The organism is Mycobacterium sp. URHB0044 (genome assembly GCF_000620625.1).
Taxonomy (GTDB): Bacteria; Actinomycetota; Actinomycetes; order Mycobacteriales; family Mycobacteriaceae; genus Mycobacterium.
In genome coordinates this window covers 406,705-421,334 of record NZ_JIAW01000002.1, presented here as the reverse complement: position 1 = coordinate 421,334, position 14,630 = coordinate 406,705, and the positions used below count along the sequence as shown (strand labels likewise).

General features: G+C 67.9%; 14 protein-coding genes. 7 read left to right on the top strand and 7 right to left on the bottom strand.

Annotated features, from left to right (window positions below; translation table 11 throughout):
- The first annotated feature begins 53 nt into the window (after positions 1 to 53).
- The 3 genes from N536_RS0106130 to N536_RS0106120 all read left to right on the top strand — a co-directional run bounded on the left by N536_RS0106130 (position 54) and on the right by N536_RS0106120 (position 2,499).
- On the top strand, positions 54 to 953 hold the full coding sequence (locus N536_RS0106130) for a ribokinase (RefSeq protein ID WP_081809069.1): 900 nt from the start codon (positions 54 to 56) through the stop codon (positions 951 to 953).
- Positions 954 to 975: 22 nt separating this feature from the next.
- Positions 976 to 1,803: an enoyl-CoA hydratase/isomerase family protein gene (locus N536_RS0106125; protein WP_029112805.1), complete on the top strand. Its 828-nt coding sequence runs from the start codon at positions 976 to 978 to the stop codon at positions 1,801 to 1,803.
- Between the two features lie 75 nt (positions 1,804 to 1,878).
- The gene (locus tag N536_RS0106120) at positions 1,879 to 2,499 is read left to right on the top strand and encodes an isoprenylcysteine carboxylmethyltransferase family protein (RefSeq protein ID WP_036435563.1); all 621 of its coding nucleotides are present in this window, start codon (positions 1,879 to 1,881) and stop codon (positions 2,497 to 2,499) included.
- On the opposite strand, the gene N536_RS0106115 is transcribed toward N536_RS0106120, so the two are convergent.
- On the bottom strand, positions 2,489 to 3,295 hold the full coding sequence (locus N536_RS0106115) for a GntR family transcriptional regulator (RefSeq protein ID WP_029112803.1): 807 nt from the start codon (positions 3,293 to 3,295) through the stop codon (positions 2,489 to 2,491). The two genes, N536_RS0106120 and N536_RS0106115, sit on opposite strands and share 11 nt — an antisense overlap.
- Before the next feature lie 52 nt (positions 3,296 to 3,347).
- The gene (locus N536_RS0106110; RefSeq protein WP_029112802.1) at positions 3,348 to 5,390 is read right to left on the bottom strand and encodes an NAD(+) synthase; all 2,043 of its coding nucleotides are present in this window, start codon (positions 5,388 to 5,390) and stop codon (positions 3,348 to 3,350) included.
- A gap of 81 nt (positions 5,391 to 5,471) precedes the next feature.
- Between N536_RS0106110 and N536_RS0106105 the strand changes: the two genes are divergently transcribed.
- From N536_RS0106105 to N536_RS0106095, 3 genes are read left to right on the top strand one after another with little or no spacing between them, the layout of a single operon-like run.
- Entirely contained in the window at positions 5,472 to 7,916 is a 2,445-nt protein-coding gene (locus N536_RS0106105) for a molybdopterin oxidoreductase family protein (protein ID WP_029112801.1), read from the top strand.
- Positions 7,913 to 8,395: a hypothetical protein gene (locus tag N536_RS0106100; RefSeq protein ID WP_029112800.1), complete on the top strand. Its 483-nt coding sequence runs from the start codon at positions 7,913 to 7,915 to the stop codon at positions 8,393 to 8,395. The genes N536_RS0106105 and N536_RS0106100 overlap by 4 nt, the downstream gene beginning before the upstream one ends.
- Positions 8,396 to 8,424: 29 nt before the next feature.
- The gene (locus tag N536_RS0106095; RefSeq protein ID WP_029112799.1) at positions 8,425 to 9,276 is read left to right on the top strand and encodes an NAD-dependent protein deacetylase; all 852 of its coding nucleotides are present in this window, start codon (positions 8,425 to 8,427) and stop codon (positions 9,274 to 9,276) included.
- Between the two features lie 35 nt (positions 9,277 to 9,311).
- Here the strand turns inward: N536_RS0106095 and N536_RS37565 are convergent, their stop codons facing one another.
- Together N536_RS37565 and N536_RS0106085 are read right to left on the bottom strand one after the other, a co-directional pair.
- A complete protein-coding gene (locus tag N536_RS37565) occupies positions 9,312 to 9,689 on the bottom strand; it encodes a pyridoxamine 5'-phosphate oxidase family protein (protein WP_036435561.1) in 378 nt (125 codons plus the stop codon).
- Between the two features lie 55 nt (positions 9,690 to 9,744).
- Positions 9,745 to 11,007, bottom strand: a complete 1,263-nt coding sequence (locus tag N536_RS0106085) for a cytochrome P450 (protein ID WP_029112798.1) — start codon at positions 11,005 to 11,007, stop codon at positions 9,745 to 9,747.
- Positions 11,008 to 11,074: 67 nt separating this feature from the next.
- Between N536_RS0106085 and N536_RS0106080 the strand changes: the two genes are divergently transcribed.
- Complete coding sequence (locus N536_RS0106080) at positions 11,075 to 11,704, top strand: TetR/AcrR family transcriptional regulator (RefSeq protein ID WP_029112797.1); 630 nt, start codon at positions 11,075 to 11,077, stop codon at positions 11,702 to 11,704.
- Here N536_RS0106080 and proB read toward each other — a convergent pair.
- The 3 genes from proB to rpmA all read right to left on the bottom strand — a co-directional run bounded on the left by proB (position 11,701) and on the right by rpmA (position 14,620).
- Positions 11,701 to 12,816, bottom strand: coding sequence for a glutamate 5-kinase (proB, locus tag N536_RS0106075; RefSeq protein WP_029112796.1), 1,116 nt, complete (start codon positions 12,814 to 12,816; stop codon positions 11,701 to 11,703). The genes N536_RS0106080 and proB overlap by 4 nt on opposite strands.
- Positions 12,813 to 14,258, bottom strand: a complete 1,446-nt coding sequence (obgE, locus tag N536_RS0106070; RefSeq protein ID WP_029112795.1) for a GTPase ObgE — start codon at positions 14,256 to 14,258, stop codon at positions 12,813 to 12,815. Before obgE ends, proB begins: the two co-directional genes overlap by 4 nt.
- 89 nt (positions 14,259 to 14,347) lie before the next feature.
- The gene (rpmA, locus tag N536_RS0106065; protein ID WP_029112794.1) at positions 14,348 to 14,620 is read right to left on the bottom strand and encodes a 50S ribosomal protein L27; all 273 of its coding nucleotides are present in this window, start codon (positions 14,618 to 14,620) and stop codon (positions 14,348 to 14,350) included.
- Between the last annotated feature and the right edge of the window lie 10 nt (positions 14,621 to 14,630).

Below are 14,630 nucleotides of genomic sequence, written 5' to 3'. Positions count from 1 at the left end.
CGCAACCCCATTCACGGTGACCGAAGCCGCCCGAGAAGCACCCTTCGCACGAAATGCACGGCCCGGTCGGGTCTACTGTAGGCGCCGTGGCACGAGTCTGCGTGGTGGGCAGCGTCAACCTCGATCAGTCGTTCACCGTGCAATCACTGCCCCGACCAGGCGAGACCGTGCTGGCCTCGTCGTCGGCGGCCGCACCGGGCGGCAAGGGCGGCAACCAGGCCGTCGCCGCCGCCCGTGCCGGCGCGACGGTCGACATCGTCGCCGCCCTCGGCAATGATCCTGCGGCCGACGCCCTGCGCGCGCACTTGCGCGACAACGGGGTGGGTCTCGACGGTGTCGTCACGGTCCCCGGGCCCAGCGGAGCGGCGGCGATCGTCGTGGATGCCCATGCGGAGAACTGCATCATCGTCGCGCCCGGCGCCAACGCCCACCTGAGCATGGCCTCGGCCAACGCGCGGTCCGTGGTGTCCGCAGCGGATGTGGTGTTGCTGCAGTTGGAGATTCCTCCTGAGACGGCAGTGGCGGCCGCCCGGCTCGGCCGCGACGGCGGCGCGCTGGTCGTGGTCAACGCATCACCGGCGGGCACGCCGCCCGACGCTCTCGCTGCACTCGCGGGCCTGGCCGACGTGGTCGTGTTGAACGAGGTCGAATCGCACGAATGGCATTGGCCTGTACCGCATCTGGTTATCACCCGGGGTGCCGACGGCGCCACCCACGTCGGTCCGGACGGCCGCGGCGAGTTCGCGGCCCCCGCAGTCGAAGCGATCGACACGACCGGCGCGGGCGATGTGTTCGCCGGGGTACTCGCCGCGGGGTGGCGCTCCGGTCCGGAGTTCGCGCTGCGCCGAGCCTGCGTGGCGGGCGCGCTCGCGACCCTGACGCCGGGCGCGGGCGACTGCGCCCCCACGTCCGAGGCCATCGACGACGTCCTGCACGAGCGCTTTGAACAATGAGAAACCGCAACCGAGGAGGCGCATGACCACCACGACCGAGAACGCTCCACGTCCACCCGACGGCGACTGGCTGGGCACGCCGTTCCTGCGGTTCGACCGCGAGGGCCCGTTCGGCGTGGTGACGCTGGACCGCCCCGAGGCCCGCAACGCGATGACGCCTGCGATGTATTTCGGCATCCGCTACGCCGTACGACACGTCGACGCCGACCCCGATCTCGCGGGCCTGTTGATCACCGGTACCGGCGACGTCTTCGCGCCAGGTGGCGATATGGGCGGTGGAGGCGCCGACAACTGGTTGACCTATGGCTCGGCACTCGGCATGGACGTCACGCCGTTCGAGACACTGCGGCAGTCGGTCAAACCGGTGGTGTCGGCGGTCAACGGGCTGTGCCAGGGCGGCGGTCTGCAGATCGCGCTGTGCAGCGACATGGCCGTGGTCAGCGACCGCGCAACGTTCCGGGTACCCGAGCTATACCGCGGCATTGCAGACACGTACTACAGCCACATGCTGGCACGCTTGATCGGCCCCGTCCGCACCCGGGACCTGATGTTCACCGGCCGCACGCTGACTGCGCAGGAGGCCATGGACTGGGGCATGGTCGCGCGGGTGGTCGCGCACGACGACCTGCTCGGCGAGGCGCGCGACGTGCTGGCGCGGTGTTGCCGCACCGCACCGAGGGCCAGGACCGTGATCAAGTCCAGCCTGGACAATTACCTTGGCCTGTACGACCGGATCGGCATGCAAGCCAGCCTCGGTGAGCCCGAATCCATCGAGGGTTTCATGGCCTTCAAGGAGCGCCGCTCCCCCAGTTGGGTACATCCGGACCTGCAGGTCAACGGGCGCCTTTAGTTCAGTCTTTTCTGAATACATGTTCTGCTGTACGGTCCAAAGCATGCACACATTGACATATGTCGGGTGCCGCTGATGGACACCACCGTCGCGGCCGTCTCCGCACTGATCCTCTTCGGCGTCTTCGGCATCCTCGGATTCGGTTGGCGTAGTTGGGAACAACGTCGCCGCACCGGTTCCACGGGATTTCGGGGCATCAGCGGCAACCTCGGCTCCGCGGAGTGGTTTGGCGGCGTCGGCTTCATCGCGGCGCTGATCGCCGCGATTGCGGCGCCGATCCTCCAGCTGGGCGGCGCGGTCGCGCCATTGGCGGCGCTGAGCGCGGGGTGGATCCAATGGCTCGGCATCGGAATCGCCGTCGTCGGCATCGCCGCCACGGTCTACGCGCAACTCGACATGGGCGACTCGTGGCGCATCGGCGTGGATCCAAGTGAGAGCACGACGCTCGTCCGCAGCGGAGTGTTCGCATTCGTGCGCAACCCGATCTTCACGGCGATGTTGGCGTTCGGCGTGGGCATCGCGCTCGTCACGCCGAACGTCGTGGCGATCGCCGGATTCGTGTTGCTGATCGCGTCGATCGAACTGCAGGTGCGCGTCGTCGAAGAGCCCTACCTCGCTAGCGTGCACGGCACCGCGTACCGCGAATACCTCTCCCGGGTCGGGCGCTTCGTGCCGCGGGTGGGCCTCAGGCCCTAAGCCGACGCACGTCGTGGGCGATCGCCATGCCGAGACCCGACTCGATGTCGTCGGCGGATTGGGTCAATACGACGCGACTCCTGTTCGGCGACAAGACCATCGACAGCACGTGGTGCGGCGCTGCGGCGGCGAAGGCGACGTGGCTCACCCGGATCAGCGGCGAACCGATCGCGGTGTCGAGCAACGACGCGGTACGCGGACCCGCGATCTCGGCCGTCAACTCGTGCTCGAGGCGCTCCAGGGTCACGCCGGCTTCGGACAGCAGGCGGTAGAGCGGCGTAGTGGCCAGGGCCGTCTCGGTCACCGCCGTGGTGAGCGCCTGGGGTAGCCAGACCTCCGTGATCATCAACGGCTCACCGGTTCTGCGCTCGCGGCGCAGCCGAAGCACGTGCAACCCACGGTCGAGCCCATTCAGCCGATCCTTGATCGGACTGGGAAGGGTGCGCACGCCGTATTCGACGACGTCGACTTCGGTCTCGAAATCGACCTGCCGCACTTCGTCCATGTACGAACCGTCGGGCTCGTGCCGCCGCCGCGGCGAACGGTCGGTGACGAACGAGCCCACGCCGTGGCGGCGCTCGATCAGCCCCGCCTCCACCAGATCCGCCAGCGCGCGTCGGACGGTGATGCGCGAGACCCCGAACTGGTCGCACAGCGACTGCTCGGAGGGCAGCGCCTCACCGGCCTGCAAAGCACCGCGGCCGATTTCGTCGTGCAACACCAAGAAGAGCTGGCGATGCAGCGGCACGCCCGCGGCCGCGTTGACCAGCTGGGACCCCGACTTCCCGTGCTGCACGTCTTTGAGCTTTTCACACTGTCGCCAGTGTTTGCCAGGGTTTCGCCGGTGGTCAGGCTTCGGGCACCTCGCGCTCGATCTCGTCGAGCCAGATCCGCGCCGACATGTCCGACGGCGCGCGCCAGTCGCCCCGCGGCGAGAGCGCGCCACCGGCCGACACCTTGGGTCCGTTGGGCAACGCCGATCGCTTGAACTGGCTGAACGAGTAGAAGCGCTGCACGAACACCTGCAGCCACCGCCGAATGTCGCTCAGCGAGTACGTCGGCCGTTTGTCGGCGGGGTAACCGGTGGGCCAGTCGCCGCGCTCGGCGTCGCTCCAGGCGTGCCACGCCAGGAACGCGACCTTCGAGGGACGGAATCCGTAGCGCAACACCTGGAATAGCGAAAAGTCCTGCAGGACATATGGTCCCACCTTCGCTTCGCTGCTCTGGATCTCCTCGTCCTCACCGGCGGGTACCAGCTCCGGCGTGATCTCGGTGTCCAGCACCGACTGCAGAATGGAATTGACGCGGTCGTCGAACTGGCCGGATGTGCTGACCCACCGAATCAGGTGCTGGATCAGCGTCTTCGGCACGCCACCGTTCACGTTGTAGTGCGACATCTGGTCGCCGACACCGTAGGTGGACCAGCCCAGGGCGAGTTCGGAGAGGTCACCGGTGCCGAGCACGATGCCGCCACGCTGGTTGGCCAATCGGAACAGATAGTCGGTACGCAGGCCGGCCTGGACGTTCTCGAACGTGACGTCGTAGACCTTCTCGCCGCGTGCGAACGGGTGGTCCATCTCGGTCAGCATCAGGCTCGCGGTGTCACGGATGTCGATCTCCGCGAACGTGACTCCGAGCGCCTCGCTCAGCGCGATCGCGTTGCCCTTGGTGCGGTCGCCGGTGGCGAAACCCGGCATGGTGAAGGCCAGGATGTCACTGCGCGGACGGCCTTCGCGGTCCATCGCGCGGGCCGCGACGATCAGCGCGTGCGTGGAATCCAGGCCGCCGGAAACGCCGATGACGACCTTGGGATAGTTCAGCGCGCGCAGTCGTTGCTCCAGACCGGACACCTGGATGTTGTAGCCCTCGTAGCAATCCTGTTCCAGCCGAGCGGGATCCGACGGCACGAACGGGAAGCGTTCGATCTCGCGGCGCAGTCCGATGTCGCCGGTCGGCGGGTCGAGCACGAACTCGATGCGGCGAAACGCGTCGATGCTGGCGCCATGGTGGCGGCGGTTGTCGTCGAACGTGCCCATGCGCAGCCGCTCGGCGCGCAGCAGATCGACGTCGACGTCCGCGACCGAGCGTCGCTCCCCCTTGGGGAAGCGCTCGGATTCGGCGAGCAGGACGCCGTTCTCGTAGACCATCGTTTGCCCGTCCCACGCCAGATCCGTGGTGGACTCTCCCTCGCCGGCCGCCGCGTACACGTACGCCGCGAGGCAGCGCGAGGACGCCGAGCGCGCCAGCAGCTTCCGGTCGGTGGCGCGGCCGATGGTGATGGGGCTTCCGGACAGGTTGGCCAGCACCGTCGCTCCGGCTAGCGCGGCCTCGGCACTCGGCGGGATCGGCACCCACATGTCCTCGCACACCTCGACGTGCAGGACGAAGTTCGGCAGGTCGGTGGCCGCGAACAAAAGGTCGGGTCCGAACGGGACGTCCGCGCCCGCCAGGCGAATGGTGCCGGTGACGTCGTCACCCGGGGCGAGCTGCCGCCGTTCGTAGAACTCCCGATAGGTGGGCAGATAGGACTTGGGCGCCACGCCGAGCACCGTGCCGCGGTGGATCACCACGGCGGTGTTGTAGATGCGGTTGCGGTGACGCAGCGGGGCCCCCACGACCAGGACGGGCAGCAGGTCCGCCGACGCCGCCACGATGGTCGCCACCGCGTCCTCGACGGCGTTGAGCAGGCTGTCCTGCATCACGATGTCCTCGATCGAGTATCCCGACAGCGTCAGCTCGGGAAAGACCGCGAGTGCGACGCCGTCGGCATGGCACTCCCGCGCCAGCCCCAGCACGGAGTCCGCGTTGGCCGGCGGATCTGCCAGCGTGGTGTGGTGCGTGCACGCGGCGACGCGCACGAATCCGTGGCGGTAGGCGCTGTAGAAGTCCACGGACTCATTGTTGCCCGTTATTCGAGGAATCAACGCATCGCCTCCCCGTTTACGGCGGTCGGTCATGGGTATCGCATCGTCGTGCCAACGGCGGACCGCATCGCTGCACCGTGGGGTACGCGCACTCCCTACGGTCGGGGACAGCCGTGGCCCGAGCGGGTCGACACGTACCTCTGCGATGGCCGTCCCGAGGACTCGGTGCAGCGCTGGGTGCCTTCCGCGTCGGTGTTGCACTCCAACGGCGACGGTATCGACATCGCGGTGGCCGAGGGGCGCATCGTGGGGGTGCGCGGCCGAGCCGGCGACCGGGTCAACCACGGCCGCGTCGACCCCAAGGACCTCTTCGGCTGGCAGGCCAACGCATCGCCCGACCGGCTCACCACCCCCCTGATCCGGTCGGGCGGCCGGCTGGTCGAAACCGACTGGGACACCGCGATGGAACGCATCGTGCGGGAGAGCAAGGCGTTGCTCGGCAAGTACGGACCCTCGGCGATCGGCTTCTACACCTCCGGCCAACTGTTCCTCGAGGAGTACTACACCCTCGGCGTCATCGCGCACGGCGCCATCGGCACCAACCACGTGGACGGCAACACGCGGCTGTGCACGGCGACCGCCGCCGAAGCCCTCAAGGAGTCGTTCGGCTGCGACGGCCAGCCGGGCTCCTACACCGACGTCGACCATGCCGATGTCATCGCGCTGTTCGGGCACAACGTCGCCGAGACCCAGACCGTCCTGTGGATGCGGATGCTCGACCGGCTGGCCGGACCGGATCCGCCGGCACTGGTGTGCGTGGATCCGCGCGAGACGCCGGTGGCACGGCAGGCGACCGTGCACCTTCGGCCACTGCCCGGCACGAACGTCGCCCTGATGAACGGTCTTCTGCACGAGATCATCCGCAACGACTGGGTCGACCACGACTACGTCGCCGAGCACGCCGTGGGATTCGACGAGTTGCGCAAACTGGTCGCGGAATTCCCGCCGGAGCGCGTCGCCAAGATCTGCGACGTGCCCGCCGACGACGTCCGCGAGGCGGCGCGGTTACTCGGCACCGCCACGGCGCTGCTGTCGACGGTGCTGCAAGGCTTCTATCAGTCGCACCAGGCCACCGCGGCCGCAGTGCAGGTCAACAACGTCCACATCGTGCGCGGCATGCTCGGCAAGCCGGGCTGCGGCGTGCTGCAGATGAACGGACAGCCGACCGCGGAGAACACCCGCGAATGCGGCGCCGACGGTGATCTGGCGGGATTCCGTAACTGGGCCAATGATTCCCACGTCGAGGAACTGGCCCGGTTGTGGAACCTCGAGACGAATCAGATACCGCACTACGCGCCACCCACCCATGCCATGCAGATGTTCCGCCATGCCGAGCAGGGCACACTTCGGATGCTGTGGGTCAGCGCAACGAATCCGGCTGTGTCCCTTCCCGAACTGGCCCGCATCCGCAGCATTCTCGCCCAAGAGCGGTTGTTCCTCGTGGTGCAGGACATCTTCATGACCGAGACCGCCGAACTCGCCGACGTCGTGCTTCCCGCCGCGGCGTGGGGCGAGAAGACCGGCGCGTTCACCAACGCAGACCGGACGGTGCACCTGTCCGAAAAGGCCGTCGACCCGCCCGGTCAGGCGCGTGCCGACCTCGACATCTTCCTGGACTACGCGCGCCGAATGAACTTCCGCGACAAGGACGGTCGACCGCTGCCGCCGTGGACCGACGCCGAATCGGCGTTCGAGGCGTGGACGCAGTGCAGCGCCGGACGGCCATGCGACTACACCGGCCTGAGCCATCAGCGGTTGCGTGACGCCGACGGCATTCAATGGCCGTGCAACGCCGAGCATCACGATGGAACGGAGCGCCTGTACGCCGACGGCCGATTCTGGGCCGACCCGGACTACTGCGAGTCGTACGGCAAGGATCTGATCACCGGCGCCCCGCTGGAACCGACCGAATACCGCGCGATGAACCCGACCGGGAAGGCCATCATCAAGGCCGCCGAATACGTTCCCGCGCACGAAGTGCCAACCGAACGGCATCCGTTCGCACTCATCACCGGTCGGACCCTCTACCACTTCCACACCCGGACCAAGACCGCGCGTGCGCCGCAGTTGCAAGGGGCCGCCCCCCAGCCATGGGTCGAGATGTCACGCGAGGACGCGGACCGCCTGCACATCGCCGAGGGTGACGTGGTCGAAGTCGCCACGCCCCGCGGATCGGTCACCGCGCCATGCCGGATCAGCGGCATCCGCCGTGGTGTGATCTTCATTCCGTTTCACTACGGCTACTGGGACGTCGACGCCGCCGAGCACCACCGTGCCGCCAACGAGCTCACCATCACCGACTGGGACCCCGTCTCCAAACAACCCATCTTCAAGACGGCGGCCGCAGCGGTGCGTCGTGTGCGCGCCGGATCGGGGTCCGCTCCCGCGCCGACCACCACCGGCTCGGCGCCCGTCGACGGGCAACTCGTCTCGACGGCAGGTGGTGGCGACGCCGTAGCAGTCGAGACCATCTCCGGACAGGAGGCGCGATGAGCAAGCTCGGCCTCGCGCTGCGCGAGGTGCACCGGTCGGAACTACAGCTGGCACGCTGCCTGGAGGCCATCGCCGCCCGGCACCACAGCGATCATGACATCCATCACGTCGCGGTCGACCTCGCGCAGTGGTCCCGCGAGCACGTTGCGCTGATCGCCGAGATCGGTCGGCAGCACGGGGCACGGCTACGGGCTCATCCCCGCACCGCCGCGATCACCGGGTCCGCGCAGCGGTGGATCAGCGATCGCATGGGCCGCAGACCCGAACCGGCGCTGTTGCTGCTGGCCGATCTGAGGCGGCTGCACCTCGCGGCCGCAGGCGTATCCGTGGACTGGGAACTGGTGGCCCAGGGCGCTCAGGCGATCAAGGACGAGCAGCTACTCGACCTCGCCTCCCGCTGCCACCCCCAGACGCTGCGACAGATGCGCTGGGCGAATGCCATGCTCAAGGAGCTCTCGCCGCAGGTGCTCGCCAGCTGAGGGTTCTCGACACCGCCTACCCTGGAAGCATGGAAGGCCCCGAACTCGTCCGCCTGCTCGCGGGCTGCCGCATCGCCGTGTTGACCGGTGCGGGCATGTCCACCGACTCGGGCATCCCCGACTACCGCGGGCCGGATTCGCCGCCGAGCAATCCGATGACCATTCACCAATTCACGTCCGATCCGGTGTTTCGGCAACGCTACTGGGCGCGCAACCACGTGGGCTGGCGGCACATGGCCGAGACGATGCCCAACGCCGGTCATCGGGCGCTGGCGGCCATGGAGCGCGTGGGTGTGGTGACGGGCCTCATCACCCAGAACGTCGACCTGCTGCACACCAAGGCGGGTAGCCGGGCGGTGATCAACCTGCACGGCACCTATGCGCAGGTGGTGTGTCTGGACTGCGGGCACACCATGTCCCGGGCGGCGCTCGCGGAGCTGCTGGAAGCGGCCAACCCGGGTTTCATCGAGCGCGCGGAGGCGATCGGGGGCATCGCCGTCGCGCCCGACGCCGACGCCGTGGTCGGCGATACGTCGACGTTTCGCATCGTCGACTGCCCCGTGTGCGGCGGAATGCTCAAGCCCGACATCGTCTACTTCGGCGAAAGCGTTCCGAAAGATGTTGTGGGACATGCCTATTCGGTGGTGGACGCCGCTGATGCACTGCTGGTCGCTGGATCGTCACTGACGGTCTTCTCCGGCCTGCGGTTCGTCCGGCACGCAGCCGCGCGCGGCATGCCGATCGCGATCATCAACCGTGGCCCCACCCGAGGCGACGCGCTGGCCACCGTCAAGGTCGACGGCGGCTGCTCGGAGCTGCTCGCGCTGCTGGCCGACGAACTCTCGGCAGCTTCGGCACTTTCGGCGCAGGCGGGGATCTAGCGGGCGCACCGACTACCAGACCCGCGATCAGCCGCTCAGGTGACGAAACGACTGTGGTGGCCGGAACCTCCGAGGTTCCAACACTCCAGGCGCACTGGTCGTACGCGGATCACGTCGGTACCGGATATCTCGGCAAGCTCGGCGAAGCCGTGTATCTCCACGCCGCGGCCCGTTGGTTCGTCGAAGCCCCGCAGCGGCAGCGATGGGTCGTCGACGCTCAGCGACACCCGCGGATCGTGGCGAACGTTGCGGTACTTCTGTGATTCGCGCACGCTACTGATGTCGACCGATCCGTGGTCAGGGGCCACGACGAAGACCACGGGATGGATCTGCGGCGCGCCGTCGGGTCCGATGGTCACCAAGCGGCCCTGCTGGCAGGACTCGAGGAAGCGCAACTCGGTGTCGGTGAACACTGCGCCATCCTCCCGGTGGATCGTGCGGGACTTGATGGCGATGTTACTGGGCCGGTCAGAACGTGACGGGCATCGAGCGGATCCCATGAATGAAGTTGCCCGGCACGTACTCCGGCTCGCCCGCCTGGATGGTGGGTAGCTGGGTGAAGAGCTCGCTGAAGACTGCGCGCAGCTGAGCCCGCGCGACGTGTGCGCCTAGGCAGAAGTGCCGTCCGCCGCCGCCGAAGCCGAGATGGGGGTTGGGCTTTCGACTCAAGTCGAGGCGCTCGGGTGCATCGAACACGTCGGTGTCGGCATTGCCCGACGCGTAGAACATCACCACCTTCTCGCCGGCCGCAATGGTTTGATCGCCGACCTGATAGTCCGTCGCAGCGGTGCGACGAAAGGTCATCACCGGCGTGGCCCAGCGGACGAACTCCTCGATCGCCCCGCCGATCCGGTCATCGAAATCCGCGGCCAGCCAATCCCGTTGAGCACCAAAGTCAGTCAATGCCTTGACGGCGTGACTCATGGTCTGCCGAGTGGTGTCATTGCCCGCCACGGCGAGCAGCACGAAGAAGGCGGCGACCTCGGCATCGGTGAGCCGGTCACCGTCCACCTCGGCGTGAACGAGGCTGCTGATCAGGTCTTCGCCCGGATTCTGCCTGCGATCCGCGGCCAGTGCGCCCGCCACCTGGTGCAGGTACATCTGACTCATCACCAGGACCTCCAGCGGGTTGCGGCCCGCGAGGAACGCCGGATCACCCAGCGAGACCATGGCATCCGCGGCCTCGGCCACCTGCGCCCGCTCCGATTCCGGAATCCCGACCATGTCCGACAGCGTGCGGATCGGCAGCTCCTTGGCGCAGTGCTCGACGAAGTCCGCGCCGCTTCCCGCGTCTTGCAGTTCGGCGACGATGTCGCGCGCGTTCGCCTTGATGGAGTCCTCGATGCGGCGGACCTGGCGCGGGGTGAACGCGGCGTGCACCACCTTTCGGATCATGGTGTGCCGCGGCGGATCCATCGCCAAGAAGGACTGCGACGCCTCGAGCAGTTCCTCGGGAACGTTCTCGAACAAGACACCCTTGCCGGACAGGAAGACGTCGCTGTCGCGGCTGACGGTGACGATGTCGGCGTGCCGGGTCACTGCCCAGTAACCGGGATCCTGCGGGTCGTGCATCAACGAATCCTCGACCGGCGGGTGCCAACTGACCGGCCGCTCGGCCCGCAGTACCGCGAACGCCTTCTCACGCGTCGCCGCACTGGTGGACCAGAAGGCTCGCGACGACAGATCGATCGGATCGTATGGACGTGTGGGTGTGAGCGGCGACACAGTCATGCGATGGACAATAAATCTAGACACTATGTCTAGTCAAGGTGCCCGCTCGGTGACTACGCTGGCTTCCATGCCATCGGTGACCAGGAAACCGCAGGCCAATCGCCAGGAGCGGCGCGCACGGATCGAGAGGCAACTGCTCGACGCCACCGAACGCCTGATGGGCGCCGGTGCTAGCTTCACCGAACTCAGCGTCGACCGGCTCGCCACCGAGGCCGGCATTTCGCGCGCCAGCTTCTACATCTACTTCGAGGACAAGGGCCAGCTGTTGCGCAGGCTCGCCGGCCAGGTGTTCACCGATCTCACCGAAGGCGCCGAACGCTGGTGGAAGGTCTCGCAGCGACGGGACCCCGCCGACGTCCACGCGGCGATGGCCGGCATCATCGCCAGCTACCGCCGACACCAGCCACTCCTGGTGGCGCTGAATGAAATGGCGGCCTACGACGCGCAGGTCGGCGCCACCTACCGGGAGATCCTCACCGCCATCTCGGAGCGCCTGGCCTCAGTCATCGAATCCGGCCAGAACGATGGCGTCGTCCGCCGCGAGCTGTCGGCGGCCACCGCGGCGTCCGCACTCACCTGGATGGTCGAGCGGGCATGTCAGCAGAACCTGCCGGGCAGTCCGCCGTCATACGATACCGAGTTGGCCGATACCTTCACTCAGATCGTTTATGGCGCACTGTATCTCGAGACGCCCTAGACGGCGACGAGGTCGTCCGCGTGCACGGCGGGCCGGCGCATCTCCGCGGGCAGGTCGGACGTCGAACGACCGATCATGGTGACCAGTTCGGCGGCGTCGTACGCCACCACTCCCCTGGCAACCATCCCGGCGTCGGGCCCACGAAGCTCGATCACGTCGCCGCCGTGGAACCGGCCGTCGACCGCGATGATCCCCGCGGGAAGCAGCGAACGCCGTTGCCGCACCACCGCGCGCACCGCGCCTTCATCGAGGGTCAGCGCTCCCGCCGACTCTGCGGCATAGCGCACCCAGAACCGGCGCGCGGACATCCGGTCCCCGCGCGGCGCGAAGACCGTCCCGACCGACGCGTCGGCCAACGCGGCGGCCGCATCGGTGGCGGCTGCCAGCAGCACCGGCACCCCGGCGTCGGCGGCAAGCAGCGCCGATGACAGCTTGGAGGCCATGCCGCCGGTGCCCAGCCGGCTTCCGGTACCTGCGACCACGCCGTCGAGGTCATCGGGCGCGGCGACCTCGGGGATGAAGCGCGCGGGCTTGGCCTCGGTTGCCTTGCGCGGATCGCCGTCGTACAGGCCGTCGATGTCGCTCAGCAGCACCAGTGCGTCGGCCCCGACCAGGTGCGCAACCAGTGCCGAGAGCCGGTCGTTGTCGCCGAACCGAATCTCGTTGGTAGCCACGGTGTCGTTCTCGTTGACGATCGCGACGGCGTGCAGCGACCGCAGCCGGTCCAGCGTGCGCTGGGCGTTGGTGTGCTGCACCCGCATCGAGATGTCATGTGCGGTAAGCAAAACCTGGCCGACGGTGCGCTGGTAGCGGCCGAACGCCGCACTCCACGCGTTGACCAGCGCCACCTGCCCGACACTGGCGGCCGCCTGCTTGGTCGCCAGATCGGTGGGCCGCTTGGTCAATTTGAGCGGTTCGATGCCCGCCGCGATGGCGCCCGACGACACGATCACGACGTCGGATCCGGCCTTCATCCGCGCCTCGATGGCGTCGGCGAGGGTCGCCAGGCGGCTCGCGTCGAACACGCCCGTCGGCGTGGTCAGCGCAGTGGTGCCGATCTTGACGACGACACTGCGGGCCCTGCGGATCGCATCCCGGTGCTTGCTGCTCATTCCTCGTCACCGGGGCGGCGACGGTCGCGGCGGGCGGCCTTGCGCTCGTCGGCACCGACCCGGTCGGTCTGTTCCAAGCGAACGTCCGTGCCGCGTCCCGACATCTGCATGTCCATACCCGCCGGGGTCTGCGGCTCCCAGTCGAAGGTGACCTCGCCGATCGTGACCGCGCAGCCCGACCGTGCACCCTGCTTGACCAACGCGTCCTCGACGCCGAGCCTCGCCAGCCGATCGCCGAGATAGCCGACGGCTTCGTCGTTGGTGAAATCCGTTTGGCTGACCCAGCGTTCGGGTCGGGTACCGCGCACGACGAATCCGCCCTCGCCGTCCGACGACACGGTGAATCCGCTCTCGTCGATCGGGATGGGCCGGATGACGGGACGACGGGGTGCTACCTCGGGCTGCGCTTCGCGATACGCCGACACCATGTCCCACAGTGCGAACGTCAACGGCCGCAACCCGTCCCGATTGACGGTGGAGACTTCGAACACGGGCCAGCCGAAGCGCCGGGCCACCTCGTCACGGACGAAGTCGGCCAGTTCGCGAGCATCGGGCAGGTCGATCTTGTTGAGCACCACCGCACGTGGCCGTTCGGCGAGGTCGACGAGCGTCGTATCACCCTGCAGGGTCGGCGTGTACGCGGCCAGTTCGGCCTCGAGCGCCTCGATGTCGGAGATCGGGTCGCGGCCGGGCTCCATCGTCGCGCAGTCGACGACGTGCACCAGCACGGCGCAGCGTTCGATGTGGCGCAAGAAGTCCAGGCCGAGGCCGCGGCCCTCGGATGCTCCGGGGATCAGCCCGGGAACGTCGGCGACGGTGAAGGTGTGATCACCCGCCGACACGACACCCAGGTTCGGCGCGAGCGTGGTGAACGGATAGTCGGCGATCTTCGGCTTGGCCGCCGAGATCACCGACACCAGCGACGACTTGCCTGCGGACGGGAATCCGACCAGTCCGACGTCGGCAACGGTCTTGAGTTCGAGGGTGAAGTCGCGGGCCTGGCCCTTTTCGCCGAGCAGCGCGAAACCGGGTGCCTTGCGTGCGCGCGACGCCAGCGCCGCATTGCCAAGGCCCCCACGGCCACCCGCGGCGGCTTCGAAACGCGTACCCGCACCGACCAGATCGGCGAGCAGTCGGCCGTCCTCGTCGAGCACGACGGTGCCGTCGGGGACCCTCAACTCGAGGTCGTTACCGGCCGCGCCGTCTTTGTTGTTGCCCGCGCCCGGCTTGCCGGACGAGGCGTCGACGTGCGGATGGAAGTGGAAGTCGAGCAGGGTGTGCACCTGCGGGTCGACGACCAGCACGATGCTGCCGCCGCGACCGCCGTTGCCGCCGTCGGGCCCACCGAGTGGCTTGAACTTCTCCCGGTGCACCGACGCGCAGCCGTGCCCGCCGTTGCCTGCACGTGCATGAATGACGACACGGTCGACGAACCGAGGCATCGGACGTCCTTCCCTCGAATGTGAAGCTAGTGCTGCGATAAGCGTTCGAGAACTCGCAGCAGCTTCACTCGCGGGAAGTCCTCGTGGGGCTAGGCCTCGGGTGTCTGACGCGGGACGCGGACGATGTTGACCGTCTTGCGTCCCCGCTTGACACCGAACTGGACGGCGCCGGGAGCGGTGGCGAACAGGGTGTCGTCACCGCCACGTCCGACGTTCTCGCCGGGGTGGAAGTGGGTGCCGCGCTGCCGGACCAGGATCTCGCCGGCGTGCACGATCTGTCCGCCGAATCGCTTGACGCCGAGACGCTGGGCGTTGGAGTCGCGACCGTTGCGTGAGCTGGATGCGCCCTTCTTGTGTGCCATGGTTCGCTCC